Here is a 24,622-nt window from a genome sequence, read left to right as displayed (position 1 = left end):
AAACAACATGTGATCCCCCAATTTAATCCCCTGCTTGGGTAGGCATTGCCTACCCATTTTTTTACTATTTGCTCAATTAAGCATTATTGCAAATTGGTATCAGATCAGTTTTTTACTAACTACACTACAAAATCATCACCGAAAAGCCACTCAACAGCAAAACAGACATAGTTAATACACTGACATGCTTTACCCATGAAACAGTAAAACTGTATAAAATCATGAGCATAAGTACACTTAAAGCCATATAACCGCAAAATAGCAATGCGCCGTACCCAGCATTTGACAGCACGCAAAGAACCAAACTTAGTAAAATACTGATCCAGCCGCTGAATAAAAAGCTACTTCGCTGTTTTTCGGTTAATTTCTTTTTAAATACATCACGAAAGAGATTGAATTTTGCAAGTGCAAAACAATTAAAACCAAAAAAGCAGAGACTAAATTGCAGTAACTCCATCATCCTTGTTGCTCCTTTAACAGCCTGTTTTTATTTAATTTAGTCTTATTTGTAGCGGTTTTATAGCTAGGTATTTTTTTGCTTTGTAGTAAAAACAGCAGCCCAGCACAAATAAACGCACTATCAATACCGAATAAGGCCCACTGCTGAGTTAGTAAATACGTGATCCAATTACCATCTGTTGTCAGCGCATTTACCACAGGTACTAATAAGCAAGCAGCAGCGTTAAGCCATGCGCAATAGCGCCAATGATGTTTTTCTCGGCCGAACACAGCAACAACTAACATCGCCAGCCAAGCTAAGAAAAACACGAGTATTTCTTTATCGGCACGCCCAGCTAACTCTAAAGATAACAGTCTATTAGCAATGAAGAACGCTGCGGTTGCAATTGGTAAACCCATCAGGGTGGCTAAATTTAGTGTCTCAACGAGCTTAAGCCCAAAGCTTGGTTTTTGCTCTGCTTTGAGCCTCTCGCGTAAACGCTTTGCCCACATGATGCAGCCTGTAGCTATCATGGCACAGCCAGCTACACCACAGAAAAAATACAACCAACGCAGTAACGGCTCGGCTAAACGACCACTATGTAATGCCGTCATTGAGTCATAAAACTGCGCCGAAGCGCTCCAATCTTCGCCAGAACTCGCTTCAAGCTCACCTGTTACACCACTAAATAAGTAGCGTGGTCCGTTATCTACAACCTCTTTGCCGGTTGCCAAATAAACCACGATTTGTGAGGAAGCTGTATTGGCATTTCTAACAAACACGTAGCTAATGTCAGCATTCGGTGACTTAGTATAAATCTGATCTAACACATCTTTGATTGCCACCATAGGGCGTTGCTCTTCACTGGGCTTTGCCCGTTTATTAATAGGCAATGCCTCATCAAACATTTGCCTTAAGCCATTTTCATATACAGTCTCGGCAGGGTAGGGGAACAGCATAAATATCAGCGTGATAATCCCTGTGTAGGTGATCATGATATGAAATGGCAGTGCCAGCACTGACGAAACATTGTGTGCATCGAGCCAGCTTCGGCTGCCTTTGTTTGCTCTAAAGCTAAACATATCTTTAAAAATACGTTTGTGGATCACGATGCCTGTTATAAGCGCTACCAACATAAATAATGAGGCTAAACAAACAATTATCCGTGCAGTAAATACATCTATGTAATGTAAATCAAAGTGCAAGCGGTAGAAAAAGTTACCTCCCTTAGTATCCCGAGGTTCGGGTAATTGCTCTAAGGTATTAGGGTCTAAATGTGTATAGTTGAAAGGTGCTCGGCGCTGGCCTAGCTGTTTAGGCTCAGCAAACCCATAGCTTAAAACAGGGTTACGTGGCTCAGGTAAGTTTATCCGCCAAGATAATGAATTAGGTGCCTGTTGCTGTAATTGAGCAAACACATAATTAATTTGCTCGGCTTGAGACTGAACCCGTTGTGCTTGATGCTGAACATGGTGCGTTTCAGGCTTGGCCCAAATAGTGATTTCATCTTTAAAAAAGCTGATGGTGCCAGCAAAAAAGATTAAGAACAGTAACCAGCATACCAGTAAGCCAACCCAGGTATGAAGCCAAGTCATTGAGCGGAAAAAGCTCTCTTTCATAACCATCCCTTAATCAATGAAAGGGCCAGCAATTGCCCACCAGTTGTTAGTAAAATAGTGATCCAAACCGTCTTTAAAGACTTAACTGCAAACACCCAAATAAACACACAACAGTAAAAAAATACCGATAGAGTCGTGGTTAACAGCACGCTGTCGAGTTTATTAAGTGGTAATAACACAGCTAATAATGAAATAAGCACACTGGTAAAGGCGTAACCACCAATGATGGCTGCAACGAAACGCAAAAACACAGCAACACGATAAGATAGGCTTACAGAGCGCTTTTTAGCTGTATTTTTAGGGCGATTGGTTGTCACTGCATCTAATGATTGAGAATGCATGATAATCCCTTAAAAAATAACACGAGAAGAAAACCCCGTATTATATCGTCGACAAACAGAAAAGATAGTAGTTATCATTTGCATGCACGTATTAAATAATGAAACATAACCAACTAAATCGATCTGTTAGTAAAATAATGATCTGCTAGCTTTGTTCTGTGCAATATCATATGGTGTTAAGTAAATAAAAAGGGAGCTGCAATGAAAACAATAGGCTTAATCGGTGGCATGAGTTGGGAGTCTACACAAAGTTACTACCAGCTTTTAAATCAAGGTGTTAAAAACAAACTTGGGGGGCTGCATAGTGCCAAGATAGTACTCGTTAGCCTCGATTTTGCCGAAATAGCTGTGCTTCAACAGCAACAAGATTGGCCACAGATGGCCGAGATACTGATTAAAGCCGCTAAGCAAGTTGAAGCCGCTGGCGCTGATTATTTATTAATTTGTACCAACACAATGCATAAACTCGCTGAGCAAGTACAAGCAGCTGTTACAATTCCTTTGTTACACATTGCAGATGCAGTTGGTGAAAACCTGATCCAACATAACTTTAAAAAAGTGGCTTTGTTGGGCACCCAGTTCACTATGGAACAAGACTTTTACAAGCAACGCCTAGCTGATAAATTCGCCATAGATGTGTTAATTCCTGATACACAGGGGCGTGAAACAGTGCATCGTGTGATTTATGATGAACTATGTAAAGGCATCATCAGCCCAGAATCTAAAGCTGAGTATTTAACCATTATTGATGATCTAACTCAGCAAGGTGCTGAAGCCATTATTCTTGGTTGCACCGAAATAGCGCTGTTAGTTCAACAATCAGATACATCTGTTCCATTACTTGATAGTACAGCACTTCATTGCGCTATGGCGCTTGAGAATAGTTTAAATTAGGAGCACACCATGTCGAACCACCATAGCTTAAATTATGTTGAATTTGCTGCTAAAGATTTAGCCGCAACAAAGGCATTTTTTCATCAGGTTTTTAAGTGGCAATTTACCGACTATGGCCCTGAATACACGGCCTTTAGCGCTGAATCAGCGGGCCTTGATGGCGGTTTTTATCAAGCCCCATTAACTAGCTTAACCAATAATGGCGGCGCGCTACTGGTGCTTTATTCAAATAATATTAAAGAGACTCAAGCACAGGTAGAAAAACACGGCGGCACAATTATTAAGTCCTTGTTTGATTTTCCTGGAGGCTGTCGTTTTCACTTCACAGAGCCAAGTGGTAATGAGTTAGCAGTTTGGTCAAAGCAAGCATAGATCATCTTTTTACTAACTTATGAGTACTCAATCATTATTAGAACAAGTTAGTAAATGCGTGATCTGCGAACCTCATTTACCACTCGGAGCGCGGCCCGTTATTCAGTTTAATCCACAGGCTCGCATTTTAATTGCTGGTCAAGCACCGGGAATTAAAGTACATGAAAGTGGCAAACCTTTTAATGATGCAAGCGGGCAAAGGCTTCGTTCTTGGCTTGGTGTAACAAGCGATGAGTTTTACGATGAGCGCAATTTTGCTATCTTGCCGATGGGCTTTTGTTACCCGGGCAAAGGAAAATCAGGTGATTTACCGCCAAGAAAAGAGTGCGCGATTGCATGGCGTGAAAAGCTCTTAGCGCAACTAAATAATATTGAGCTCACCATTATCTTAGGTAAGTACGCGCAGGCATATCATTTACCCCACACTAAGCAGCTCCCCTTAACTGAGTTAGTAAAATCGTGGCGTGAATATTGGCCAAATTACTTGCCACTTCCTCACCCAAGCCCTCGCAATAATATCTGGCTAAAGAAAAATCCGTGGTTTGAGCAACAAGTATTGCCTGAGCTTAGTAGTAAAATACGTGCAATTTTAGCAAGGTAAAAAATGGAAAATAACTTTTTTGCTGAAAACGGCTACTACCATGTAAAGGGCCTTTACACAGAGAGTGAGCTTAGCAAGGTAAGGGCAATTCTCAATAAATTTCATTATCACTGGTTGCAAGAAAACCAATCTTTTTACCAATCCAGAGGGATTAATAGCTCAGGTTTGACTGGTGCTGCATGTTTAAGTGTTGAGGAAAAGTTTGCTCTTTTTGAGTTTGTCAGCGCCAACACACTATTGAAACAGGTTAAGGGTATTGTTGCTGATCCTCAGTTCATGAATACTCAACTATTCTTTAACCCTTACAACCCTAAACAAGCAAATTATTGGCATCGCGATATGCAGTATCACTTAGAGCTTGATGCGCAAAAGGCCGCTCTTAGCGGCCCTGAAGTATTACATTGCCGCGTTGCTTTTGAAGATGAACCGGGAATAGAACTAATACCGGGTAGTCATAAAAACTGGGATTCTGATGAAGAGTTAACAGTTAGATTAGAGCAACAGGGCGCTCGCAATAGTGACCCACTGACTCGCGGTAAAAGTGTGGCACTCAAAAAAGGTGACTTACTCATATTTTCGGCAAATATGATCCATCGGGGCTTGTACGGTATGAATCGTTTTGCCCTAGATATTTTGTACTTTGAACGTCACCCAAGCCTTAATGAGTTTGTACAAACTGGATTTTTACCAACTGCACAACAAAAGCAGCATCTAAAAAACGCTATGGTATTCAAGTAAGCATAAAAAAAGCGGCTCACTCGCCGCTTTCTTTATTTGATAGTGCTGTTACTGCAACATTGCGAACAGTTCTTTTAACTGCGGCATATACTGCTTAACTAAGTTAACGTTACTTTCGCTAACATCTGCTGTTGCAGTACTTGCTTTAACACCTTCTAAAGCACCTGCCATTGAGCGAGTACCCGCATCAGATGATGATGCCGTAAGGCTTTGTAAACCACTCATTGCTTGGTTTACACGTTGCTTGTTCTCTTCTGACATACCCGCTTTAAGGTTTTCTAAATACGCCATTGATACCTCTGAGCCAACAGTAACTAACTGCTCAGGTGTGAAACCATATTGTTTGGTAAGGGCTTCGAACTCAGTATAAAGCTCATGCTTTTTGATGTGACCCAGCGCATCCATAACTGACGAACTGTCAACACCATCAGAACTACCTAGCATACCACCAAGGTTTACAGTATCTAACTCAGATTGGCTTTGTGACCAATTAACGACTGCAGGAAGGGCTTTAATGTAACGCTGTAGCTGATTTTCAGAAATATCTTCTGCGAAGCTAGAAAAACTCATCGCAAGTAGGCTCATAGAAATAAATAGTGCTTTCATCGTGATCTCCTTTCTTTCAAAATGGTTAGCAACCGGCGCAAATAGTCGAGCTATTATGTTTAGCCAATTACAAATGTTACAATACCTTTTTTACCATAGCTAACTGAACCTGATGTTAATTATTTCTAATACCGTCACAATTGATGAATGGGAACTCGACTTTAGTGCGATCCGCTCGCAAGGCGCAGGCGGGCAGAACGTCAATAAAGTAGCTACAGCTATTCATCTTCGTTTTGATATTAATCGCTCAAAGTTACCTGACTTTTACAAACAACGTTTACTTAATTTAAATGATTCTCGAATTACCAAAGAGGGCGTTATTGTCATAAAGTCGCAAAGTCATCGCACGCAAGAAATGAACAAAGAAGATGCGCTTAATCGTCTGAAAGAATTAATCATTAATGCAACACAAATACAAAAGAAACGAAGAGCAACAAAACCAAGTAAAAGTTCTCAGAGAAAGCGGATGGACTCTAAAACAAAAAGAGGGCAAACAAAAGTATTAAGAAAAAATGTAAAATTCTAACTTTCACATCAGAAGAACGTGTCAAAAATAAGCAGAACTGTAAAGAAGTGTAACTTGTTAACAAAGTTAATTGATGGTTAATCCTGCCGCGTCTATAATAGTAATACAATTTCACTGCTAATTAAGGAGCCGGGTATGGGCCAGAAATCACGCATTGTTGCCGCTGCAATGATAACGCTGTCAGCTTTGCCTATGTCGAGTTTTGCTGTAGATTCATGGCAAGCCGGAAGCGCGTATCCGCAAGGTAGTGAAACCTGTTATAACGAAATTCTTTATAAAGCCAGATGGTGGGCAACCCCAGGAGAAGAGCCTGGCAGTTCACAATGGGGCGCTTGGGTTGCAGATGTCGCCTCAAAAACCTGTGTACAGAGTGTAGTAAAAAAACAAGACGATTTACTTAAGTCTCTACCTACAATTTTCGAACCAAATAACAATAAAAAAGGGAGTTCTGATTAACTCCCTTTTTAATCTTTAATCAAACGTGTGATGCCTTGTCATTTCAAAGCGATTTAAGATGTGATGCATTATGTACACCGCACATAAGCTCAATAGTATGGCAACAGACACCGACGAAAAACGATAGAGCGCGCTGTAAACCAGATCTTGCCCCGGTCCTAATGACTGGCCAAACAAAATACCAAATGTCGTAACAATACCAAAGCCAACACCCGGAATACCGCCACCAATTATGTGATAACGACTAAAGATAAAGGTCAAAATCCACAGAATTAACGCAGGAAATATCAAAATATCTGTATGGTTATACAAAAATAACTGTGCCACTAACGCTAAGTTACAACCAATTAGGGTGCCTATCGCGCGCTGCCATGCAGCCATACCTGCCGCTTTCCAGCACAATGAAAACAATATCAGTACCGAGGCCGCTTGAGCAGAGATAGAATCTTGTAAATCAAATACCTGAAATACAACAAATGATAAAGTCGCTACGGTTGAACAAAGTAAGACTTCATGGCGCACACTTTCTTTTGCTTTCTCTGGCATTACCCGACCTTGGCGTGGTGCAACATCAGGGAATAAACCATGCATTAGCATCGAAAACAGCACAGTTACGACAACTGCAACAGCGTTACTAATGATCAGAGGATAAATACTGACACCACCGCCGGTGTAGGTCGAAAAATGCAATTGAATCGACAAGCTCACCACTGTTGTGGCACCAAATAAAAAGTTAGCACCACGGCTCATTTGATAGAATAAAAAGGCAAAGGCTATAAAGCTCATCATTGTCATTACAACAGGCAAGTGTGCAAACAATCCTTGTACAACCAATACGAATAGCGCACTGAACACAGCGCCTGCGTAAAACTGACGAATAATATGCATGTTAAGCACAGGCACTAAACCGAGCAGTAGCATAGGGTAAACAGTGAAAAAGATGCCATTCGGCCAGTTCATCAATTTTGCCAGTGAAAACCCTAATGCTGAGCCCGTAGCAATGCGCAGCGCTTGACGTAAGCCATTACCATCGAGTTGCAATACTGACATAACTCACCCTGTCTTAATATATGAAGTGCAGAACACTGATTAAACGGATTTGCATGCTCGCAAACCAGCTACCGATGCTAGAGTCAGGCAGTAGTTGCACAGTTGCACGCGCACCACTTGGAAATTTTGCCAGCATCTGGTGTTCATCTAGCTGAATATGGATACGTTGACGCTGTGCATCTCGTACCCAACGGTTGCTGCTTTCAGTAGCACTGAGTAAACCGTTAGCATTAAGCTGACCATCACTCACACCCGCTTCAAAACTAATAATTTTGCCAGTAAACACTTTGCCCGGTAGCGCATCAAAGCTGACTTTTGCAGTACTACCAATTTGTACATGAACTAAAGACTTTTCACGAAAATCAGCCACTAAATCAGCTTTATTAGCAACTATCGCCATTAACGGCTGGCCCTTATTAGCATAGGTACCTGGTGTTACCTGTAAGTTTGCTGTTTTACCGTCGGTATCGGCTGTCACTGTGGTGTACGACAGGTTTAATTTGGCTTGTTCAAGCTGGTTTTGAGCATGACGAAGCGCTAAATTGTCATCCCCAATTTTACCGCGCGCTAATTTAGCCTCGCTAAGCTGGGCTTCAATTGCAGCCACATTGGCTTTGCTTGATTGGTAGTTCGCATTGATTGTTTCGTACTCTTGATCTGAAATAGAACGCTTTTTCAATAGCGACTCACCGCGTTCAAACAGCAACGTTTGCTCATGTAGCTTAGCTTGAGCAGCCGCTAACTGTGCTTCTATTGCCTTCACACTACTATCTAAACGTTGGTTTTGTAGTTTTGCATCATCATAAGCAAGTTCAGCTTGTTGCACGGCAAGCTCAAAAGGCTCATCGTTAATCTTAAACAAGGCTTGCTGTTTTTCGACAGCTTGATTATTGGTTACTAATACGTCAGTCACGCGACCACTTACTTGCGGGGTCACTTGCACGACAGGGTGATACACACGAGCCTGCGGTGTGACAGGCATATACAAATCGGCAATCACAAAATATAAAAATAAAACAATAAAACCCGCTAAAGAGATTTTTACGTAACGGGCAAACTTTTGATCTGGTGTCATAACGTTACTTATCTCCTGAATAATGACGGATACACTGACGGGCGTTTTGCTCCATCTGAATTAAACCATGCGCCATGGTATCGAGTTGCTCAGTGGTTAAATCAGCATAAAGATGCTGTTTCACATCGGAAATAATCACCTGCAATGTGTCTAACAATTGTAGACCTTGCTCAGTGAAGTACAGACGTTTACTGCGTTTATCTTCAGCATCAGCTTTACGAGCAATAATCTCTTGCTGCTCAAGCTGCTTAATAGTGCGAGTTAGTGAAGGCATTTCAATGCCTAAGCTATTTGCTAACTCTTGTTGCGTACAACCTTGGTTTAGATGAAACAGGTGCATCATCGCGGTCCAGCGAGATTGGGTAAGACCCAAAGGCTCAACCGCCAAAGTGACAGCATCGCGACATAAACGATGCACACGGCCCATACTGCCGCATAATGTTAAATCAAGAGTTTCGTGAAAAGGGGGAGTGGAAGACATGATGCGCTCCATTTACTTAGCATGCTAACTATTTTAATGTAGTTAGCATGCTAAGTAAATATTAGTGCAATTAATAAAATAGATAGCTGTGTTCGATAAAAGCGAACAACTGCAAAAGTTATCTACCTAATCACATTATTTAGCAATTAACTCTTTGATATGGCTTTCATAGAGGTCTAATTTATCAGCTACAAAGCCTGTGTGTTGGAACCTTACTACGCCTTCTTTATCGATTAAAAAGCTGCTCGGCATCCCTTTGAGTTGATATTGCTTGCCAATTACAGCGTCTGGGTCGTAAATAATATTAAAGTTCACTGCAAACTCAGTTAAAAAAACATCGGCATCACTGCGCTCAACATCAATGTTTACAGCAATTACTTTAAGCCCTTGCTGTTGATACTTGCTCTGCATGGCTATAAACCAAGGAAACGAGCGTCGACACGGGCTGCACCAAGACGCCCAGAAATCGAGTAACACGACTTGCCCTTTGTATTGATTCAATAGTTTAGACAACTGCTGCTGACTTGCAGCTAAAGGTGGGGGGGAAGGGTGCTCTGCCATAGCAGCAGAGCTCGTAATTAAAAGAAATGCAATTAAGGCGTATTTGATCATTGGTAATTTAATAAATTCGCTGGTGAATATTGGTCAGTGAGCACCTTGGTATCCGCTGGCCAATCTTGATTACCCTTAGTATAAAACAAATGCTCGCTGAGTAACTGCAAATCAACATCGTAAGGGGTTAACTTATTTGCGAGTTTGTTGACGCGTTCGGCTAACTGTTGCTGGCTAGGCATAGTCTCGAAGCCAGCTAAAATAATGCGATTAGAGTTTTCATCGGTCACAACATTAACAAAGTCACCAAACACATCGAAGTAAGTTGCCGACTCATGCTGGTACAGTTTACTCGATGAAAAAGTATTTGCAGCGACAATTCCGCCATCAGCTAAAACACTTTTTACTTCCGCAAAAAATTCCTTAGTGAGAAGATGCTCAGGGATATAATCGCCGTTAAAGGCATCAAGAATAATCCAATCGTACTTTTGTTTTTTAAGTGCGGCACGTTTAATAAAAATACGGCCATCTTGCACCTTAGACGTTACGTTATCAGTTTCTACAAAGCTAAAATAATCACGGGCAACTTTTATTACCGCGGGATCTATTTCGACATTTTCGATATGAGCGCTAGGGTAAAGCTCATGAATGGTATTAGAGAGTGAACCTCCCCCTAAACCTATGATCAGTACATTTTGAGGGTTATCAATAAATAGTAAGCTTGCAAACGTCATTTTGGTGTAATTAAACACCAGCTTTTTAGGCTCACTCTTATACATACAACTTTGCGTACTTTTATGGGTTTTTTCGTTAAATTTTAAACACAGTAAATCGCCAGTCTTCTCCACTAAAATATTTCGATAAAGCGAGCGCTCTTTATGTATTACTTCGGCTAAGCTGCTAAAAGGCAATGTCATGAGCAAACAAACCATTAAGACTCTATACATACAGTACGCTCCTTCGTTTTTATTTGACTAACAGCAATAGCAAGCAAACCAAGCGCGCCTAATACCGCAGCAAAGGTTTTAATGATGTCGTTAACATCAAACGCTAACACCATATAAAAAGAGGTAATAATCGTGCCAAGGGCGCTTCCTAGGGTGCTCACAAAATACAAACCACCGGCAACCTGACCACTTTTTTCATGATCGGTAACCAATAATCGCACTGAGTAAGGTGAGATCATGCCGAGTATTGTTGTAGGGATAAAAAACAACGCCGTTGATGCCAGCAACGAGCCGTAACGACTGTCTTCAATATGGGTGAAAATAAAGGTCATAATTGGCTCAGCAAACAATACTATTGGCACTACCATAATGCTTGCTACAAAGAAAATGAGACCATATTTAGTTAACGAAGGATTGCGGGTTGAGAGCTTACCGCCAAGTAAATAGCCGAAAGATAAGCTCAACATAAATACAGTGATAATACTGCCCCATATATGCACACTGCTACCAAAGTACGGCGCTAAAATTCGCCCGCCTAAAAGCTCAATTCCCATAATGCAAAAGCCGCTACTAAAGGCTAAAAAGTAGATAAGCGCATTGATTTTATTCATTAAACACCCGCTGATTTTGTTGTTATTTTACCCATCTTAACCTGATGCAGATAAGGATGCCATGACTGTTTTTTAAGCTGTAAAGGCCGTTGACAAAATATAGTTTTTTTAAAATAAATAATTAAAAAGGCTAGGTTAAAGTACGCATGCTCTGGTATTTTACTGGGAACAAAATAAGCAAGGAAAAATGCAATGGATCAGCAAGTAACGAAGATCAATATCGACAACCCAACAACTTTATTTGGCCTCAAAGTTCGCACCAGCAATATGAAAGAAATGAGTGGGGAAGGTGCCAAAATCGCTGGCTTATGGCAGCAATTTTACACAGACATAGCGCCAAATTTAACGCCATCTAGCCAAGTTTATGGCGTGTATACTCATTATGAATCTGATGTCACAGGAGAGTTTGATGTATTTGCGTGTACTGACATGCAAGTCACGTCATCAGAGGTAGAAAAAACTACACTCGCTACAGGTAACTATCTTCGCTTTAGCGGCAAAGGTGCAATGCCACAAACCGTTATCGATGTTTGGGGCCAAGTTTGGCAGTACTTTAGTAATGAACAATGCCCGCATATTCGAGCATATAAAACTGACTATGAGTTTTATAAAAGCAGTGAAGAAGTTGAAGTATTCATTTCAGTTGAATAACGCCAAACCCTATTTTTAGTGTAAAGCCCCATTACAGATAAAGCCGCTTATTGCGGCTTTTTCTTTGCTAAAAGGTATATTAATCTTTGTTGTTATCTTCAAGAATAAGATTCTTTAAAATGGGTCGTACAACAACCAAGATTAAAGTAATGAGTACTATCGCGGCCGTTATTATGCGAACTAATCGGAGAAACCATTCAGTTTGATGAATAGGCCTATTTTCCTTTGCTTCTTGTGATTCAAGTAAGGCACATGCTTGCGGTGTTGAACTAAATGTATCTTTATTTGGATAATCAAAGACGAAACCTACTTTAGCAAGTGCTAGCCTTGCTTGGTCTGAATGAAGAACATCAACGTACAAAATATGATTTTTAATATCAGCCTTGTAAGGGATCTCTTCAACGTCCAGTACATCAACTATCTTGACGGCATTGACTAAGCGCATATCTTGTACCAAAGGCCGGTATTCAGGAGCTCGAGACCATATAATTACAAATATAGCGAATACCAAGGATAAGCATAATAACCCCCACAAGGTGTAACGCTTAGGCAGAAACTCTAATATATGCGGCGGTTTATTGCTCATTATGACTTCCAATTCAATAAGTTAACTTTCATAATATAAAAGTTTTGATACGTAAAAAAGTAGTTATATACAAATAACCATCATTTAAGTTACTGTGGTTTAGTAACTTTTAGTCACCAATAAGGATGTTGTTGTGTATAAATTACTACTCTTTGCCAGCCTATTTCTCGCTGTTTTTTCTACCAGCGCAGCGAAAATTATCGATGATGAACACGTCACAAAAGAAACAGACTGCTTCACAGGCATCTTTGCTGACTATGATTCGTGGCACCAATTTATTGCGCAAAAGAATAAACGCAAAGCTAAAAACGAAGAGGCATACTTAAAGCGTATTAAAGCCTTTGAAGAAACCTTTCCACAAGATATGTTCGATAACTTTAAAACAAATTTAACCTGCCATAATTTTAAATATCAGGTCGATGATGTTGAGGTGCTTGGTTATATCATCAAACCTAAAGTCATCAAGAATAAGCTACCTGTGTTAATTTATAACCGCGGCGGTAACGGTAATTTTGGCAGTGTTTATTTTGCTGCAATGATGCGCAATTTATTTCCTTTAGCAGAGCAAGGTTTTGTGGTTATCGGCAGCCAATACCGCGGTACATCAGCTAAAAATGATGATTTAGATGAGTTTGGTGGCAGAGATGTTAACGACGTACTTGCGCTTATTGATTTTATTCCGCACATAGCAAGTGCAGATGAAAACCGTATTGGTATGTTAGGAGTAAGTAGAGGCGGCATGCAAACCCACCTTGCGATGCAACACACAAACAAGGTTAAAGCCATTGCAACCATTGCGGGGGCGACCGATTTAGTCAAAGAGCTTACGTTTAGACCTAACATGGAAAAACACGTGTATGTGCGTCGTATCCCCAATTATAAAGAGAACAAACAAGCAGAGCTTGAAGCACGCTCTGTGATGAACTGGGTTGATAAGCTATCGCCTAAAGTGCCCATTCTACTTATTCATGGCAGTGACGATAAACGAGTATCGGTCGAAAACTCTGTTCAATTTGCCAAAGCGCTAGATAAGTATCATATCCCCCATAAACTTGTGGTGTATGAAGGTGATAACCACTTTTTAATGAACCATAAAGAACAACTTGAATCAGAGCTAGTTAATTGGTTTAACACCTATTTGTAAGTTTAAAGGGTTAAAGCCTCTAGCTAACAAAGTTTTAAAGCCATCATGAATCAAAAGGTGAAATCTTGAAAAAATTTTATCTTGATAAGATTATTATCAAACAAGGTGTTAGGGTGAGTATTATTTAATACTATCAAATAAGGCTTTAAAGGCAATTGCATATTATCTATCAACAAGTTAAAACAATAAATGAGTCCCTACTAAGGAAATTAAAAATGACAAGGAAATGGCTTTTTGCATTATGCTGCAGTATTTTTACAAGCTCAGTCATTGCGGTAACTATTGAGGATGTGAATGTAGCAATTAATGATACTTTCAATTATTTAAATTCTCAAAAATCTATCACAGAGATCGATGAAAAACGCCTACAAAATAACATTGATATTCTTGAGTCAGGCTCTCGAGAGATGACATTTTCTCCTAAAGATTTTGCAATCATACTACGCGCTCAGTTAAATGCCGCCGAAGCTATTAATAGAAAGTACAAGTTTAATAATCTCCCTATCGATCTTTCTCAAGTACAAAAGCTACTTGATAACTTAGATGACTTAAAAGAAGTAACTGATTCATACTTAGGTGACCTAGAATATACTGCGGGACAAATTTCAGCTCATCAATTAGATAATTACAACTTAGCTTATCGTTATTGGTCAACGTGTGGGGAATCAGGTCATGCTGGGTGCATGAATATATTAGCATCTAGCTACGAAAGTGGTGAATTTGTTGTGGAGCAAGATCTTGATAAAGCAGTCTATTGGCATTCCAAAACAATAAATACCGGTATACGTTGGATGTGTGCAGGACTGTTTTCAGCACGCCGATTAGCAATCCTTAATACAATAGGCATAGAGACTCATAAATCAACATCTTTTTGGCTAGATACAGCTTCAGAACTGAGAGCAAAATTAGCAACTCATACGGATAAACCAGGTGTCTGTGATGAAGACAGTGAATATTTGCTTAACTATGTTTTACTTGGTTTTGATGATAAATGGCTCGATAAAATAGCAAAAATAAAACTAGATTCAAAAAATATAGTTAATAATGGTCGAGAAAAGTATTTATCTCTTTTTAGTAAGGCTAAAACGATTGAAGAATTACAGCCAGCGTTAGATATTATGTATGATGACAATAGACGCTGTATTGGCGCAGAGGAATTTGCGTTAAAAGTACGAAGAGATAGCACAGCATTGAGTCAGATTTTAAACTACGTATCAAATTTAGACCCTGAACAATGTGCTGCAGAAAAATATACCATCAACCGCCTACACCAACAAAGTATGGCAGATTAAAAGAGAGACCATGTCACTATAGAATTACAATAGACAAAACTTTTTCCTTATCAAATTTATACATAACCCTCGTAATTTTTTCGTGTAACGGGGGTTTACAGTTTGCATAAAAAACCGCAGCTTAACGTCTAAGCTGCGGTTTTTTTAATAAAGCATATTTACTTGTTAAGTAAATGCTTTTCGAAGAAGTTAGCCATCATAGTGTGATAGTGCAGGGTAGTGCCTTTACCTTCTCGTAGGCTGTGAGAACGGTTCGGGTAAGAGAAAAACTCGAACTGTTTATTGTGCTTAACTAATTCGTTAATTAAACGCTCTGAACCTTGGTAGTGTACGTTATCATCTCCGGTACCGTGGATCAGTAGCAACTTACCTTGCAGGTCTTTTGCAAAGGTGATCGGAGACGTGTTGTCGTAACTTTCAGGATCGGTATTTGGGTTACCTGCATAGCGCTCTTGGTAGATAGTATCGTACAAGCGAATATCTGGCACAGGGGCAGAGGCAATCCCAACTTTATATTTATCACCATGGCGGAATAACAAATTAAGCGTTGAACTACCACCACCTGAGTGACCCCATACACCAACACGGTCGGTATCAATGACATCCCAACGTTTTGCCATCGCATCAAGGGCGTCAACTTGGTCACGCACGGTAATAGAGCCTATTCTTTTATAGATAGATTTACGCCAATCTCTGCCTTTTGGTGCGCGCGTGCCGCGGTTATCTACTGAAGCAACAATAAAGCCTTGCTGAGTTAGATACGACTTGTATAAGTAACTGTTACCTTCCCAGCGATCTTGTACTGTTGAGCCCCACGGCTCACCGTAAACATAGAAAACGATTGGGTATTTTTTACTTTTGTCTATATTCGCTGGGAACATGATGTAGCCATCAAGCTCAACACCATCGCGCGCATTAACCGTAAAGAACTCGTGAGTCGGTAATTGCTCAGTCGCTAATTTCTCTTTTAATGCTTTGTTCTCAACTATGGTTTTCACATTACTGTGATCGCTTACTTTAATGATCTCTTTCATTGGTGGGGTGCCAAATTTAGAGAAAGTATGCATTGCCCAAGAGGTATCTTTAGACATGTAGTAGCTGTTTGAACCATCGAATGACTCAGGCGTTACGCGCATCGGTTTAGAGCTGCCATCAAGCGAGGTACGGAATAAATAACGCTGACCAGGATCATCCGGTGATGCAGTAAAGTACATAACGTTTTTATCTTCGTTGAGCGCTAACATATCAATGATGTCGTACTCGCCCGGTGTTAAATCAACAACCGTTTTGCCATCGCGAGATACACGGTACAAATGACGCCAGCCATCACGCTCACTGTGCCAAATAAAGAACTTACCGTCTTTTGACCAGTTTGCTTTATAAAACCACTCAATAAAGGCATCGTCTTTATCTTCAAGAATTTTAGTCAGTTGCTGTTTTTGCCAGTCGAATAACCAAACCTTGTTGTGGCTTTGCGGACGGTTAAGATCTTGGATCATCAAAGATTCACCAGTGCCTGCCCAGCTAATACGTGGAATATAACGATCGCGATTATCACCACCTAGTTCAGCCCAACGGGTTTTCTTGTCATTAAGACTAACCACTCCCACTTTAACCGCTGAGTTCATCTCGCCGGCTTTTGGATACGGGAATTCTTTAAGGGTAGGGTAGAGATCATCGGTGTTATTGATCATGGTGAAGTATTTCACGCCACTGGTATCAAGCTGCCAATAGGCAATTGATTTGTTGTCTGGACTCCAGCGGAAACCATCACGAATAGTAAATTCTTCTTCGTATACCCAGTCAAAATTACCATTAACAATGGTGTCGTTACCATCAGTGGTTAAGGCAGTCACAGCCTTGCTACCCACTTTTTCCATGTAGATATTGTTATCACGCACGTAAGCTACTTTTGAGCTATCAGGTGAGAACTTCGCAAACATCAGCTTTTTCGCTTCGATGTTTTCGCCACCTAACTGATATAGCGAATCAGTTTCGAGGTTTAAAAGCCAAAAATCACCACGGCTACGTGAGCGCCACACTTGCTCGCCATTGGTAAAAACCATCAGCCATTTACCATCTTTAGACCATTGATAGCTTTCAACGGTGAGTGGCTCTTTATCACCTTTGGGAATTAATTTTTCGTAACTAACAAGTATCTTACGACCCGTCCCATCGGCGTTATAAAACACAATATCATTGCCTTTTACGCCGTGCTCATCGTCTTTAGCTTTGTCGTCTTGAGTATTTTTATCGCTTTCGCGCTCTTCAAGTACTGTGTAGCCAGTACCATCATCGAGCCACGTAAAATAGGTGCTACGCTCAGCTTTAAAGTCTTTTTCTTTATAAATTTGTTCAAGCGAGAGCGGGTTAGCCGTTGCGTTCACTGTTGCTGATGGGGTGCTAGCTTGCTCTGTAGTTGAGCATGCCTGCAAACCTAAACCCGCAACCACAGCAAACGCAAGGGTTGATGTTTTTATTAAGTTCATTTTGTTGTTCCTAGGTTTTAACTTACCTAGCGTACCAAATTAGATGAATAAAATCTGAGCCTTTATCGTGTTATCTGGGGGGTTGAACTTAAACTTAATCGTCCCACAAGAACATACTGGCTTGCTTGTTGGCAATACGTAGTTCGTAGATATCACTACAAGGGCGCATCGCCGCACCATAGCAAACATGTAACGGCAATAAGTGCTCCTCTCGAGGATGGCTAAAACGCGCCGCAGGGGCCATTTGCCATTCTAATAGTTTAGCTTGTCGCTGCTGTTCACTCAGCTCAGTATTGCCACATACATCAACTAGCCATTGCTCAAAAGCCATATTTTGCGCTTTAATTTCAGCGGTTTCTGGCGTGAAAAATGCGCGCATATTATGAAAAGTAAAGCCAGAGCCAATGATCAATAAATTATCGTAATCAAGCTGTTGTAAAGCCTCACCTATCGCTACGTGTAAGCTTGGCTCAAGGCTTGGATGTAACGACAATTGCACACAAGGTATATCTGCTTTTGGATACATAATCTTCAAAGGCACATACATACCGTGATCAAAGCCACGAGATGGGTTTAATGCGCTATCGATATTAGCTTTTGCCAATGCATGATGTACTTTTTCGGCAAGGGCAGGTTCACCTGGGCTTGGGTACTCAATGCTGTAAGCAGGCTCAGGAAAACCATAGTAATCATAAATTAGCCCAGGAGCAGAGCTCGAAGTGATACTAATTGGGTTCGCTTCCCAGTGTGCACTCACCATCAAAATAGCAGATGGCTTTTTAATTTTTGCGGCAATAGACTGTAAACAAGTGACCATATCGGCATGACTTGGATCGCCCAGTAAAGGCATAGGACCGCCGCCATGTGAAACAAAGAAAACGCGTGGCTTTTGCATAAATGTACTCCTTAAATACGCTAATCACTATAGTGCACGCACAGAGGTACAATAACTAGCCACAAAAACGCACAGCTAGGGTGTGAATTTACACACTACTAGTTTGTAAGTACTAACTTAAATGCCAAGCTACGTTCATGGCAGGGACTTGCCCTTTTAAGCCACCTTCGAGAGGTTCTTTGCACAGTAATGTTAGTTGATAAAAAGCATCGTAGTGCTGATGTAGTTCATCGGAGACCACACTAAACGGCGGACCCGAAAACTCACTTTGCTGATATTCAAATACCACCACTAACTGCGTTGCTCTATTGGTTAATTCAAGTAAATGCTGGGTATAGCGAATGCGCACTGGCTTTGGTAACGCAACTAAGGCGGCACGGTCATAAACCGCGTTGATAGTGCCAAGTTCATTCGCGGTAAGTGCAAAAATATCACCCACCCAAACGGTTAGATTTGCGCCTTGGTAACGTAATAGTTCACCGTGTTGGCTAACTTCGGGTTCTAGCTTTAACTCATCAAATAACTGCTTAATGGCAATCTCACTAAGTTCTGCCCCAACAACACGCATACCTTGCGCTAGCAAATAATGAATGTCGTGAGTTTTTCCGCACAGTGGTACAAAAACAGTATCGCCTTGCTGTAAATTCAAGTTAGTAAAATACTGATCTAGATAACGGTTTACGTCTCCTTCATGAAAACCAATTTCGTTATTTTCCCAACGTTGATGCCAATGCTTTGCGTCCATTACATACTCCTAAATAAATTGAATGAATTGAGCTGATAAATATATTCCGACACCAAAAAGTAGGTGAGTTACAGCACTTTTTAAACGGGCTTGGAGTGGTTTTGCGGTTTTCGTAGCCATTATCCCCATCCCTAAAGCGGGCTGCATAACAAAAAATGGCATACATACGCTAGCTAATCCAAATATACATGCAGCGATTAAGGTGGGCTGTTCAAGCCAAGCAATACCGACCAGTAATATAAATAGAAACGAAAATAAAACACCAATAAAGTAGTGTAAACACCAGCCAAACACGCACTCAAACTGCTTAACTGGACTAGTTGCTATATTCAGGTGCTGAAACTTTCCATCTAATAAACCCAAGCCCCAACGGCCAACTAAACAAAAGTCTAATGACGGTATCTTAAACACTTTAGCCAGCACAAAAGCATAAAGATCAATGAACAAAGTCGCCGCTATGCCTACAAAAGTTATCACATAAATATCATTAACACTCATAATTAGATGCTCTTAAATGATTTAATAAAAGACATGATATCTAATTGCAAAAATGCTAAAAATAGCAAGATAAACAAACTATGATTGCATAAATGAGAACATGATTGACGATATTGCCCTATTCATACAGATTGTTAAACAAGGCGGCCTACGTAATGCGGCTGAGAGCTTGTCGTTGCCTACCGCAACTGTATCGAGACGCTTGCAACGACTTGAGCAACGCCTAGGCGAGCAGCTTTTGAATCGCTCAGCAAGGCAATGCACGTTAACACAAGCAGGAGAGGTATACTTTCAAAGTTATGTTGAATTAATTGAGCAATTTGAACAAACTCACCGTCAGCTTAATGATCAAAAAGCACAATTATCAGGAAAGCTTAAAGTTTTAGCACCTCTGAATATTAGTCATGGTTTCTTAAAGCCGATGTGGCTCGCATTTACTAAACAGTACCCTGATATTCAACTTGAGTTATTGCTTAATAATAAACTTGAAGATCTGAGTAAAAGCCAAGCTGATATAGCAATAAGAGTAGGGCCGCAGGCTGATTCTATGCTCCATCAGAAAAAGTTAGGCAGTGTTGATACCTTATTTGTTAGCACTAAAGCATACCTTAATTCGGCATCTGCCATAGAAGAGCCTGCTGATTTAAAACAACATAGGTTAATTGGTACCACGTTGCGAAATAAGTGGCAGCTAACCAATACACAAACGAATGCAACTTATACTCACATGTGCCGATTTGCTAGTACTTTTAACGATACTGGATTTGTAAAATACTTAGTTTGTGATGAGCAAGGTATCGCCTTGTTACCTCGGTTTGAGGTTATAGATGAATTAAAATCTCAGCAGCTAGTTCAAGTACTGCCTCACTGGCGAGGAGAAAACCGCGACATTTATGCAATCTGGCCAAGCGCACGTTTACTGAGTAAAAAGGCTGCCTGTTTAAAACAGTTTATAACCGACTATATTGCTGAACAATTATAAAGTCTGCCATTGATATTCCATCTGTTTGGCAGTCAGTAGGGCGTGTTCGTAACTAATAAACTCAGCGACTAACGCTAGGCTCATATCAATGCCAGCAGAAATTCCCCCAGAGCTGGTAAACTTACCATCGGTGATCCAACGAGTATCTGAAATCACATTGAGCTCAGAAAACAAAGCAGCCAACTCTGGTTGATCTTGCCAATGAGTCGTGACATTTTTACCGTTCAAAAGCCCTGTTTTAGCAATCAAAAATGCCCCCGTACAAACAGAGGCAACACGCTTGGTGTTAGTGGCTGTGTGTTTTAACCAAGTAATAACCTCTGCTTTTTCTAGCTCTCGTGTATGGTCGCCACCAACCACAACAAGGAGATCAAGCGAAGGGCAGTCAGCAAAGCTGTAATGGGGGTTTACACTATAACCGCCGCGGGCAAGTACAGGACTATCACTTTCGGCAATTAAACTCACTTGCCAATCATTATTCGCTAGGCGCTTGGCTGTACTAAACACCTCAAACGGACCTGAGAAATCGAGTACTTCGGCATCATCATAGATGTAAATTCCAATATTCATACAATTGTTCCTATTATGTGGATTTATTTCTCAAGTAAAAAAACGTACTATGCCATTTTTGCAGTTCGTTAATGACATATTATTAAATTGCGCACTGTATACAAACAAAACTTCAAGGCATTGTTAATGCGTTTTTTATTCTTATTGAGCGTGCTGCTGGTTGGTTGTAAAACAACACAGCAAAGCGTTGCTGAAATTAGTGAAGTATCGCCGGGCACTATTTATTTTCAGGGCGAAACATCAAAGCAAAATGTTGAAAAGTTCGAACAGTTATTAGTAAGTAGCGATCAACAAATCAACACCTTGGTTATTAATAGCCAAGGTGGTGATGTAATGGCGGGTTTACATTTAGGTGGCTTGGTTCATGAATATCAACTCGATGTTGTGGTACACGAGCTTTGTGCATCGTCTTGTGCCAACTATGTACTTACCGCAAGCCCACATGTCCTCGTTGAAGAGCAAGCCGTTATCGGCTGGCATGGGGGCTCATTACAGCTATTATACGTGCCCATGGAGCAACCGCCTGAGGTCGCTAGCTATATAGCAAAATGGCAAGCAGCAGAGCGACAATTCTTCGATATCATTAATGTTGAACAGGCGGTTACTATCATAGGTATGATGCCTGGTATTACAGAGAAACGTGATTCTGCTATTTATAGTTACGACGCTCAAACCCTGAGGCGTTTAGGGTTACATATTGAATTTGCTGGTGCGCAAACAGGGATGTCAGCAAGTGGCGAAAAACTAGCGCAGGTATTCGAACTTGAAGAGTCTGTACTTAACCACTTTTTGATGCTCAACGATATTGTTTCAGCAGAACTTATTAACTAATAAAAAAGCCCACATGACGTTGGCTTTTTATTAGTTATATTGGCTAAGCCAAGAGTGGATTTGTTTAGCACTTCTTGGTGACACTATTTCAGCACGACGTTTTAATTCTTTATGCCACGTCAGATCATTTAAAGCCGCATCACTTAATGGTGCATTTCTATCTGTGTTTTTTAGCACATAATAAGCATCTGCAACATCCGCAAGGCTTACATTGTTATTTGCCGCAAAGCGCTTAGACATTGACGCTAAGGGCATATTCAACGAACTATTAGCCGATAAAGGGATCAAGCTGTCCGCAGGGTATGATGATGCAATACCATCGTTTTTCATCGCTGGCCAAACAGTGTATGTGGAGCCCGGTTTTTGCTGCTCAAGTAATGCAATAACAGAACTAAAAGGCGAAGTTTGATTGCTTATAACTACCGGCTTTTTAAACGTGTGAAATGCACCAAAGAGTAAGATTGCACGGCGATGCTTAGCGACAACATGCTGATTTATTGCCTCTAAATAGCCAGTTTCACGGCTACTTTCTACCTTTTGCCAATCCTCTTTAGAGAGGGTTTGCCAGTTCATTGCAGGCTCAGCAAGGACAAGACGAACTTTATGTTCACGGGTACTATTAAGCTGTTTTAACTTTAAAACTAATTGCTCATAAACATCATATTGCCATGCCATAAAATACAAGGTGTCGCGCCAAATGTGCCTTACGTCATCAATGCTTATATTCTGTTTGCTCAACAAATATTGATCAGCTAAATCTTGATACCGCGCATTACCAAACTCAACGACAAGATCATCAAGCTGCTGCCAGTTACTAGGCTCATCTAAGTATTTAATAAGCCTAGTAACAACATGCTCGCTGCCATGAACATCACCAATTGCAACGAGTTTATTAGCGTGTAACGCTTTATTAAGTTGGCTGCCGTAATCATAATTTGCAGCTTTGACAGTACTTGCAAAACATACATATGCAAGGACAACAAACCCGATGCGCTTTAAAACCTGCATATTAATCTAACTCTAATTGGGCCTTTTCAACAGTTTCCGCGGGTAACTCTTTTTGAACAGAAACCCCCAACTCTTTGAACTCAGAGGCCTGCTTAATCAAGTTTCCTTTACCGCGGTACAGCTGAGAAAACGCTTTATCATAGCTTTCTTTGGCGCGGTCTAATTGCTTACCAACCCCTTCCATACTGGTTAGGAAACCATTGAGCTTGTTGTAAAAACGCTCAGCACGGGCGGCAAGCTCTTTTGAGTATTTAGTTTGCTCTTCAAAACGCCACAATTGTTTTACGATGTTCAAGCTAGTCAATAAGGTCGTTGGAGTTGCAACTAAGATATTTTTTTCGATTGCTTGCTGATAGATATCACTCTGGTACTTAAGCGCTTCAACAAATGCTGACTCTATTGGTACAAACATGATCACCACTTCAGGTGAGTTAATACCGGGTAGTCTGTCGTAGGCTTTGCTTGCTAACTCGTTTATACGTGATTGCACCGCAGTGACATGCTCTTTAAGCGCTTGCTCCGCCTCAAGCTCTGTATCGGCATTTACATAGCGCGTATACGCGTTTAAAGAAGTTTTAGCATCGATAACTAAATGACGTTGCTGAGGTAAATACACCATAACATCTGGGCGTAAACGGCCATCTTCGGTGTTAAACGACACTTCACGTTGATAATCCACTCCAGCACGCAGCCCTGCGCTGTCTAGTACATTTTCAAGCATTAACTCCCCCCAATTACCTTGGGTTTTCTTTTGCCCTTGTAATGCGGTGCTCAGCCTATCAGCTTGTTCGGTGATGGCTTGGCTTTTAGCCTGTAAATGCAATAACTCAGTTTTTAGTGCTGCACGCTGCTTTAGATCTTCCACGTGGATCAATTCCATCTTATCGCGAAAGCCTTTTAGCTCACCCTGAACCGGTTTTAAAAGTTGCTCAATACTCTCTTGGTTTAAGGTTTTGAAACGTTGTGATTTTTCTTCAAGGATTTGATTAGCGAGGTTTTCAAACTCTTTTTTGAGTTGCTCTTTGCTTTCTTTGATATGACTAAGCTGCTCTTTAAAATGCAGTTCTTTTTGCTCTATAGTGCTTCGTAAGGTACTTAAATCAACATCGCGCTGATTAAGTGCAGCTTTAGTATCAGCAAGCTCAGCTTCAACTTGACGCCAAAACTGGTTGTATTGTTGTGCTTGCTTTTCTTGTTCTACAAAGCGGGTTTTAAAGTGTTGAGACTCATCACGTTGCTCAGCGTAATCTTGCTGTAACTGCGCAAGCGTAAGTTGGCTTTGTTCAAGTTGCAGCTGCTTTTGTTCTAAATGATTTTGCTGGATTTGCTGACTATTTTGCAGTTCGGTTAACTGATTTTTTAAGCGACTTTTTTGTAAGGCAAAAATAACACCACTTGCAACAGCACCTACAGCAGCACCAAGCACGCCACTTTGCCAATTAATCTGTGCAATCAGCTCTGTAATCATAACGAAAACTCAATAACTTAAAGACACATCATCATAACGAATTAGTGCTCAGCAGAGTAGGGGGTTTAGGCATAAAAAAAGCCAGCTCAAAGTGAGCTGGCTCTAACATTACTAAAATTTAGTAACCAAATGGGAAATCAACATAATGCTTATGT

At 40.7% G+C, this 24,622-nt stretch carries 29 protein-coding genes; 11 read left to right on the top strand and 18 right to left on the bottom strand.

The window, feature by feature from the left end; all coding sequences use genetic code 11:
* Positions 1–124: 124 nt before the first annotated feature.
* Genes AN213_RS13980 through AN213_RS13970 form a run of 3 tightly spaced genes read right to left on the bottom strand, consistent with a single transcriptional unit; the run spans position 125 to position 2,399 of the window.
* On the bottom strand, positions 125–460 hold the full coding sequence (locus AN213_RS13980) for a DUF3325 family protein (RefSeq protein WP_055198907.1): 336 nt from the start codon (positions 458–460) through the stop codon (positions 125–127).
* On the bottom strand, positions 457–2,058 hold the full coding sequence (locus AN213_RS13975) for a PepSY domain-containing protein (protein WP_055198906.1): 1,602 nt from the start codon (positions 2,056–2,058) through the stop codon (positions 457–459). Before AN213_RS13975 ends, AN213_RS13980 begins: the two co-directional genes overlap by 4 nt.
* The gene (locus tag AN213_RS13970) at positions 2,055–2,399 is read right to left on the bottom strand and encodes a hypothetical protein (protein WP_206769705.1); all 345 of its coding nucleotides are present in this window, start codon (positions 2,397–2,399) and stop codon (positions 2,055–2,057) included. The genes AN213_RS13975 and AN213_RS13970 overlap by 4 nt, the downstream gene beginning before the upstream one ends.
* A 201-nt stretch (positions 2,400–2,600) precedes the next feature.
* On the opposite strand from AN213_RS13970, the gene AN213_RS13965 reads away from it, so the two are divergent.
* From AN213_RS13965 to AN213_RS13950, 4 genes are read left to right on the top strand one after another with little or no spacing between them, the layout of a single operon-like run.
* The gene (locus tag AN213_RS13965; RefSeq protein ID WP_055198905.1) at positions 2,601–3,293 is read left to right on the top strand and encodes an aspartate/glutamate racemase family protein; all 693 of its coding nucleotides are present in this window, start codon (positions 2,601–2,603) and stop codon (positions 3,291–3,293) included.
* Between the two features lie 9 nt (positions 3,294–3,302).
* Positions 3,303–3,665: a VOC family protein gene (locus AN213_RS13960; RefSeq protein ID WP_054563131.1), complete on the top strand. Its 363-nt coding sequence runs from the start codon at positions 3,303–3,305 to the stop codon at positions 3,663–3,665.
* Positions 3,666–3,684: 19 nt separating this feature from the next.
* A complete protein-coding gene (locus AN213_RS13955) occupies positions 3,685–4,266 on the top strand; it encodes a uracil-DNA glycosylase family protein (RefSeq protein WP_054563130.1) in 582 nt (193 codons plus the stop codon).
* A 3-nt stretch (positions 4,267–4,269) separates the two neighbouring features.
* Positions 4,270–5,004, top strand: coding sequence for a phytanoyl-CoA dioxygenase family protein (locus tag AN213_RS13950; protein WP_055198904.1), 735 nt, complete (start codon positions 4,270–4,272; stop codon positions 5,002–5,004).
* Between the two features lie 48 nt (positions 5,005–5,052).
* Here the strand turns inward: AN213_RS13950 and AN213_RS13945 are convergent, their stop codons facing one another.
* Complete coding sequence (locus AN213_RS13945) at positions 5,053–5,610, bottom strand: hypothetical protein (RefSeq protein ID WP_054563128.1); 558 nt, start codon at positions 5,608–5,610, stop codon at positions 5,053–5,055.
* 112 nt (positions 5,611–5,722) lie between these two features.
* Between AN213_RS13945 and arfB the strand changes: the two genes are divergently transcribed.
* Positions 5,723–6,136: an alternative ribosome rescue aminoacyl-tRNA hydrolase ArfB gene (arfB, locus tag AN213_RS13940; protein ID WP_055198903.1), complete on the top strand. Its 414-nt coding sequence runs from the start codon at positions 5,723–5,725 to the stop codon at positions 6,134–6,136.
* Between the two features lie 135 nt (positions 6,137–6,271).
* Positions 6,272–6,592, top strand: coding sequence for a hypothetical protein (locus AN213_RS13935; RefSeq protein WP_054563126.1), 321 nt, complete (start codon positions 6,272–6,274; stop codon positions 6,590–6,592).
* A 15-nt stretch (positions 6,593–6,607) separates the two neighbouring features.
* Here the strand turns inward: AN213_RS13935 and AN213_RS13930 are convergent, their stop codons facing one another.
* From AN213_RS13930 to AN213_RS13905, 6 genes are all read right to left on the bottom strand, one after another.
* The gene (locus AN213_RS13930) at positions 6,608–7,642 is read right to left on the bottom strand and encodes a DUF2955 domain-containing protein (RefSeq protein WP_055198902.1); all 1,035 of its coding nucleotides are present in this window, start codon (positions 7,640–7,642) and stop codon (positions 6,608–6,610) included.
* Between the two features lie 13 nt (positions 7,643–7,655).
* A complete protein-coding gene (locus AN213_RS13925) occupies positions 7,656–8,717 on the bottom strand; it encodes an HlyD family secretion protein (RefSeq protein WP_055198901.1) in 1,062 nt (353 codons plus the stop codon).
* Between the two features lie 4 nt (positions 8,718–8,721).
* Positions 8,722–9,198, bottom strand: coding sequence for a MarR family winged helix-turn-helix transcriptional regulator (locus tag AN213_RS13920; protein WP_055198900.1), 477 nt, complete (start codon positions 9,196–9,198; stop codon positions 8,722–8,724).
* Positions 9,199–9,333: 135 nt separating this feature from the next.
* On the bottom strand, positions 9,334–9,759 hold the full coding sequence (locus AN213_RS13915; protein WP_055198917.1) for a TlpA disulfide reductase family protein: 426 nt from the start codon (positions 9,757–9,759) through the stop codon (positions 9,334–9,336).
* A 47-nt stretch (positions 9,760–9,806) separates the two neighbouring features.
* Positions 9,807–10,697 (bottom strand): spermidine synthase, encoded by an 891-nt coding sequence (locus AN213_RS13910; RefSeq protein ID WP_055198899.1) that lies wholly within the window; start codon positions 10,695–10,697, stop codon positions 9,807–9,809.
* Positions 10,682–11,308, bottom strand: a complete 627-nt coding sequence (locus tag AN213_RS13905; protein ID WP_055198898.1) for a fused MFS/spermidine synthase — start codon at positions 11,306–11,308, stop codon at positions 10,682–10,684. The genes AN213_RS13910 and AN213_RS13905 overlap by 16 nt, the downstream gene beginning before the upstream one ends.
* A gap of 192 nt (positions 11,309–11,500) precedes the next feature.
* Between AN213_RS13905 and AN213_RS13900 the strand changes: the two genes are divergently transcribed.
* A complete protein-coding gene (locus AN213_RS13900) occupies positions 11,501–11,959 on the top strand; it encodes a GyrI-like domain-containing protein (protein ID WP_055198897.1) in 459 nt (152 codons plus the stop codon).
* Positions 11,960–12,038: 79 nt separating this feature from the next.
* Here AN213_RS13900 and AN213_RS13895 read toward each other — a convergent pair whose 3' ends face one another.
* Positions 12,039–12,545, bottom strand: coding sequence for a hypothetical protein (locus AN213_RS13895; RefSeq protein WP_055198896.1), 507 nt, complete (start codon positions 12,543–12,545; stop codon positions 12,039–12,041).
* A 133-nt stretch (positions 12,546–12,678) separates the two neighbouring features.
* Here AN213_RS13895 and AN213_RS13890 point away from each other — a divergent pair, with 133 nt between their 5' ends.
* Together AN213_RS13890 and AN213_RS13885 are read left to right on the top strand one after the other, a co-directional pair.
* Positions 12,679–13,689, top strand: a complete 1,011-nt coding sequence (locus AN213_RS13890; RefSeq protein ID WP_055198895.1) for a S9 family peptidase — start codon at positions 12,679–12,681, stop codon at positions 13,687–13,689.
* A 215-nt stretch (positions 13,690–13,904) separates the two neighbouring features.
* A complete protein-coding gene (locus tag AN213_RS13885) occupies positions 13,905–14,981 on the top strand; it encodes a sel1 repeat family protein (protein ID WP_055198894.1) in 1,077 nt (358 codons plus the stop codon).
* A gap of 158 nt (positions 14,982–15,139) precedes the next feature.
* Here the strand turns inward: AN213_RS13885 and AN213_RS13880 are convergent, their stop codons facing one another.
* The 4 genes from AN213_RS13880 to AN213_RS13865 form a co-directional block, all read right to left on the bottom strand.
* Positions 15,140–17,470, bottom strand: a complete 2,331-nt coding sequence (locus AN213_RS13880; protein WP_055198893.1) for a S9 family peptidase — start codon at positions 17,468–17,470, stop codon at positions 15,140–15,142.
* A gap of 94 nt (positions 17,471–17,564) precedes the next feature.
* Positions 17,565–18,365 (bottom strand): class III extradiol ring-cleavage dioxygenase, encoded by an 801-nt coding sequence (locus AN213_RS13875; RefSeq protein WP_054563115.1) that lies wholly within the window; start codon positions 18,363–18,365, stop codon positions 17,565–17,567.
* A gap of 112 nt (positions 18,366–18,477) precedes the next feature.
* On the bottom strand, positions 18,478–19,110 hold the full coding sequence (gene tmpT, locus AN213_RS13870; RefSeq protein ID WP_054563114.1) for a thiopurine S-methyltransferase: 633 nt from the start codon (positions 19,108–19,110) through the stop codon (positions 18,478–18,480).
* A gap of 9 nt (positions 19,111–19,119) precedes the next feature.
* Positions 19,120–19,608, bottom strand: coding sequence for a DUF2938 domain-containing protein (locus AN213_RS13865; RefSeq protein WP_054563113.1), 489 nt, complete (start codon positions 19,606–19,608; stop codon positions 19,120–19,122).
* Positions 19,609–19,708: 100 nt separating this feature from the next.
* Here AN213_RS13865 and AN213_RS13860 point away from each other — a divergent pair, with 100 nt between their 5' ends.
* A complete protein-coding gene (locus tag AN213_RS13860; RefSeq protein ID WP_055021229.1) occupies positions 19,709–20,590 on the top strand; it encodes a LysR family transcriptional regulator in 882 nt (293 codons plus the stop codon).
* Here the strand turns inward: AN213_RS13860 and AN213_RS13855 are convergent.
* Positions 20,585–21,160, bottom strand: coding sequence for a DJ-1/PfpI family protein (locus AN213_RS13855; protein WP_055021228.1), 576 nt, complete (start codon positions 21,158–21,160; stop codon positions 20,585–20,587). The genes AN213_RS13860 and AN213_RS13855 overlap by 6 nt on opposite strands.
* Before the next feature lie 126 nt (positions 21,161–21,286).
* On the opposite strand from AN213_RS13855, the gene AN213_RS13850 reads away from it, so the two are divergent.
* On the top strand, positions 21,287–21,991 hold the full coding sequence (locus AN213_RS13850) for a hypothetical protein (protein ID WP_055198892.1): 705 nt from the start codon (positions 21,287–21,289) through the stop codon (positions 21,989–21,991).
* A gap of 30 nt (positions 21,992–22,021) precedes the next feature.
* Here the strand turns inward: AN213_RS13850 and AN213_RS13845 are convergent, their stop codons facing one another.
* Together AN213_RS13845 and rmuC are read right to left on the bottom strand one after the other, a co-directional pair.
* Positions 22,022–22,999, bottom strand: a complete 978-nt coding sequence (locus tag AN213_RS13845; protein WP_055198891.1) for a hypothetical protein — start codon at positions 22,997–22,999, stop codon at positions 22,022–22,024.
* A 1-nt stretch (position 23,000) separates the two neighbouring features.
* Positions 23,001–24,467 (bottom strand): DNA recombination protein RmuC, encoded by a 1,467-nt coding sequence (rmuC, locus tag AN213_RS13840; protein WP_055198890.1) that lies wholly within the window; start codon positions 24,465–24,467, stop codon positions 23,001–23,003.
* Between the last annotated feature and the right edge of the window lie 155 nt (positions 24,468–24,622).

The sequence above is a fragment of the Pseudoalteromonas sp. P1-8 genome (assembly GCF_001399985.1).
Classification (GTDB): Bacteria; Pseudomonadota; Gammaproteobacteria; order Enterobacterales; family Alteromonadaceae; genus Pseudoalteromonas.
This window is presented reverse-complemented; position numbering and strand designations above follow the sequence as displayed.

Excerpts from the sequence above, each read along its gene's own strand:
- AN213_RS13905 (WP_055198898.1), bottom strand. The coding sequence starts at position 11,308 with ATGAATAAAATCAATGCGCTTATCTACTTTTTAGCCTTTAGTAGCGGC.
- AN213_RS13895 (WP_055198896.1), bottom strand. The coding sequence starts at position 12,545 with ATGAGCAATAAACCGCCGCATATATTAGAGTTTCTGCCTAAGCGTTAC.
- AN213_RS13955 (WP_054563130.1), top strand. The coding sequence starts at position 3,685 with ATGAGTACTCAATCATTATTAGAACAAGTTAGTAAATGCGTGATCTGC.
- AN213_RS13910 (WP_055198899.1), bottom strand. The coding sequence starts at position 10,697 with ATGTATAGAGTCTTAATGGTTTGTTTGCTCATGACATTGCCTTTTAGC.
- AN213_RS13930 (WP_055198902.1), bottom strand. The coding sequence starts at position 7,642 with ATGTCAGTATTGCAACTCGATGGTAATGGCTTACGTCAAGCGCTGCGC.
- AN213_RS13945 (WP_054563128.1), bottom strand. The coding sequence starts at position 5,610 with ATGAAAGCACTATTTATTTCTATGAGCCTACTTGCGATGAGTTTTTCT.
- AN213_RS13980 (WP_055198907.1), bottom strand. The coding sequence starts at position 460 with ATGATGGAGTTACTGCAATTTAGTCTCTGCTTTTTTGGTTTTAATTGT.
- AN213_RS13880 (WP_055198893.1), bottom strand. The coding sequence starts at position 17,470 with ATGAACTTAATAAAAACATCAACCCTTGCGTTTGCTGTGGTTGCGGGT.
- AN213_RS13950 (WP_055198904.1), top strand. The coding sequence starts at position 4,270 with ATGGAAAATAACTTTTTTGCTGAAAACGGCTACTACCATGTAAAGGGC.
- AN213_RS13875 (WP_054563115.1), bottom strand. The coding sequence starts at position 18,365 with ATGCAAAAGCCACGCGTTTTCTTTGTTTCACATGGCGGCGGTCCTATG.
- AN213_RS13925 (WP_055198901.1), bottom strand. The coding sequence starts at position 8,717 with ATGACACCAGATCAAAAGTTTGCCCGTTACGTAAAAATCTCTTTAGCG.
- rmuC (WP_055198890.1), bottom strand. The coding sequence starts at position 24,467 with ATGATTACAGAGCTGATTGCACAGATTAATTGGCAAAGTGGCGTGCTT.
- AN213_RS13965 (WP_055198905.1), top strand. The coding sequence starts at position 2,601 with ATGAAAACAATAGGCTTAATCGGTGGCATGAGTTGGGAGTCTACACAA.
- AN213_RS13915 (WP_055198917.1), bottom strand. The coding sequence starts at position 9,759 with ATGGCAGAGCACCCTTCCCCCCCACCTTTAGCTGCAAGTCAGCAGCAG.
- AN213_RS13920 (WP_055198900.1), bottom strand. The coding sequence starts at position 9,198 with ATGTCTTCCACTCCCCCTTTTCACGAAACTCTTGATTTAACATTATGC.
- AN213_RS13900 (WP_055198897.1), top strand. The coding sequence starts at position 11,501 with ATGGATCAGCAAGTAACGAAGATCAATATCGACAACCCAACAACTTTA.
- AN213_RS13860 (WP_055021229.1), top strand. The coding sequence starts at position 19,709 with ATGATTGACGATATTGCCCTATTCATACAGATTGTTAAACAAGGCGGC.
- AN213_RS13960 (WP_054563131.1), top strand. The coding sequence starts at position 3,303 with ATGTCGAACCACCATAGCTTAAATTATGTTGAATTTGCTGCTAAAGAT.
- AN213_RS13850 (WP_055198892.1), top strand. The coding sequence starts at position 21,287 with ATGCGTTTTTTATTCTTATTGAGCGTGCTGCTGGTTGGTTGTAAAACA.
- AN213_RS13885 (WP_055198894.1), top strand. The coding sequence starts at position 13,905 with ATGACAAGGAAATGGCTTTTTGCATTATGCTGCAGTATTTTTACAAGC.
- AN213_RS13845 (WP_055198891.1), bottom strand. The coding sequence starts at position 22,999 with ATGCAGGTTTTAAAGCGCATCGGGTTTGTTGTCCTTGCATATGTATGT.
- tmpT (WP_054563114.1), bottom strand. The coding sequence starts at position 19,110 with ATGGACGCAAAGCATTGGCATCAACGTTGGGAAAATAACGAAATTGGT.
- arfB (WP_055198903.1), top strand. The coding sequence starts at position 5,723 with ATGTTAATTATTTCTAATACCGTCACAATTGATGAATGGGAACTCGAC.
- AN213_RS13855 (WP_055021228.1), bottom strand. The coding sequence starts at position 21,160 with ATGAATATTGGAATTTACATCTATGATGATGCCGAAGTACTCGATTTC.
- AN213_RS13970 (WP_206769705.1), bottom strand. The coding sequence starts at position 2,399 with ATGCATTCTCAATCATTAGATGCAGTGACAACCAATCGCCCTAAAAAT.
- AN213_RS13975 (WP_055198906.1), bottom strand. The coding sequence starts at position 2,058 with ATGAAAGAGAGCTTTTTCCGCTCAATGACTTGGCTTCATACCTGGGTT.
- AN213_RS13865 (WP_054563113.1), bottom strand. The coding sequence starts at position 19,608 with ATGAGTGTTAATGATATTTATGTGATAACTTTTGTAGGCATAGCGGCG.
- AN213_RS13935 (WP_054563126.1), top strand. The coding sequence starts at position 6,272 with ATGGGCCAGAAATCACGCATTGTTGCCGCTGCAATGATAACGCTGTCA.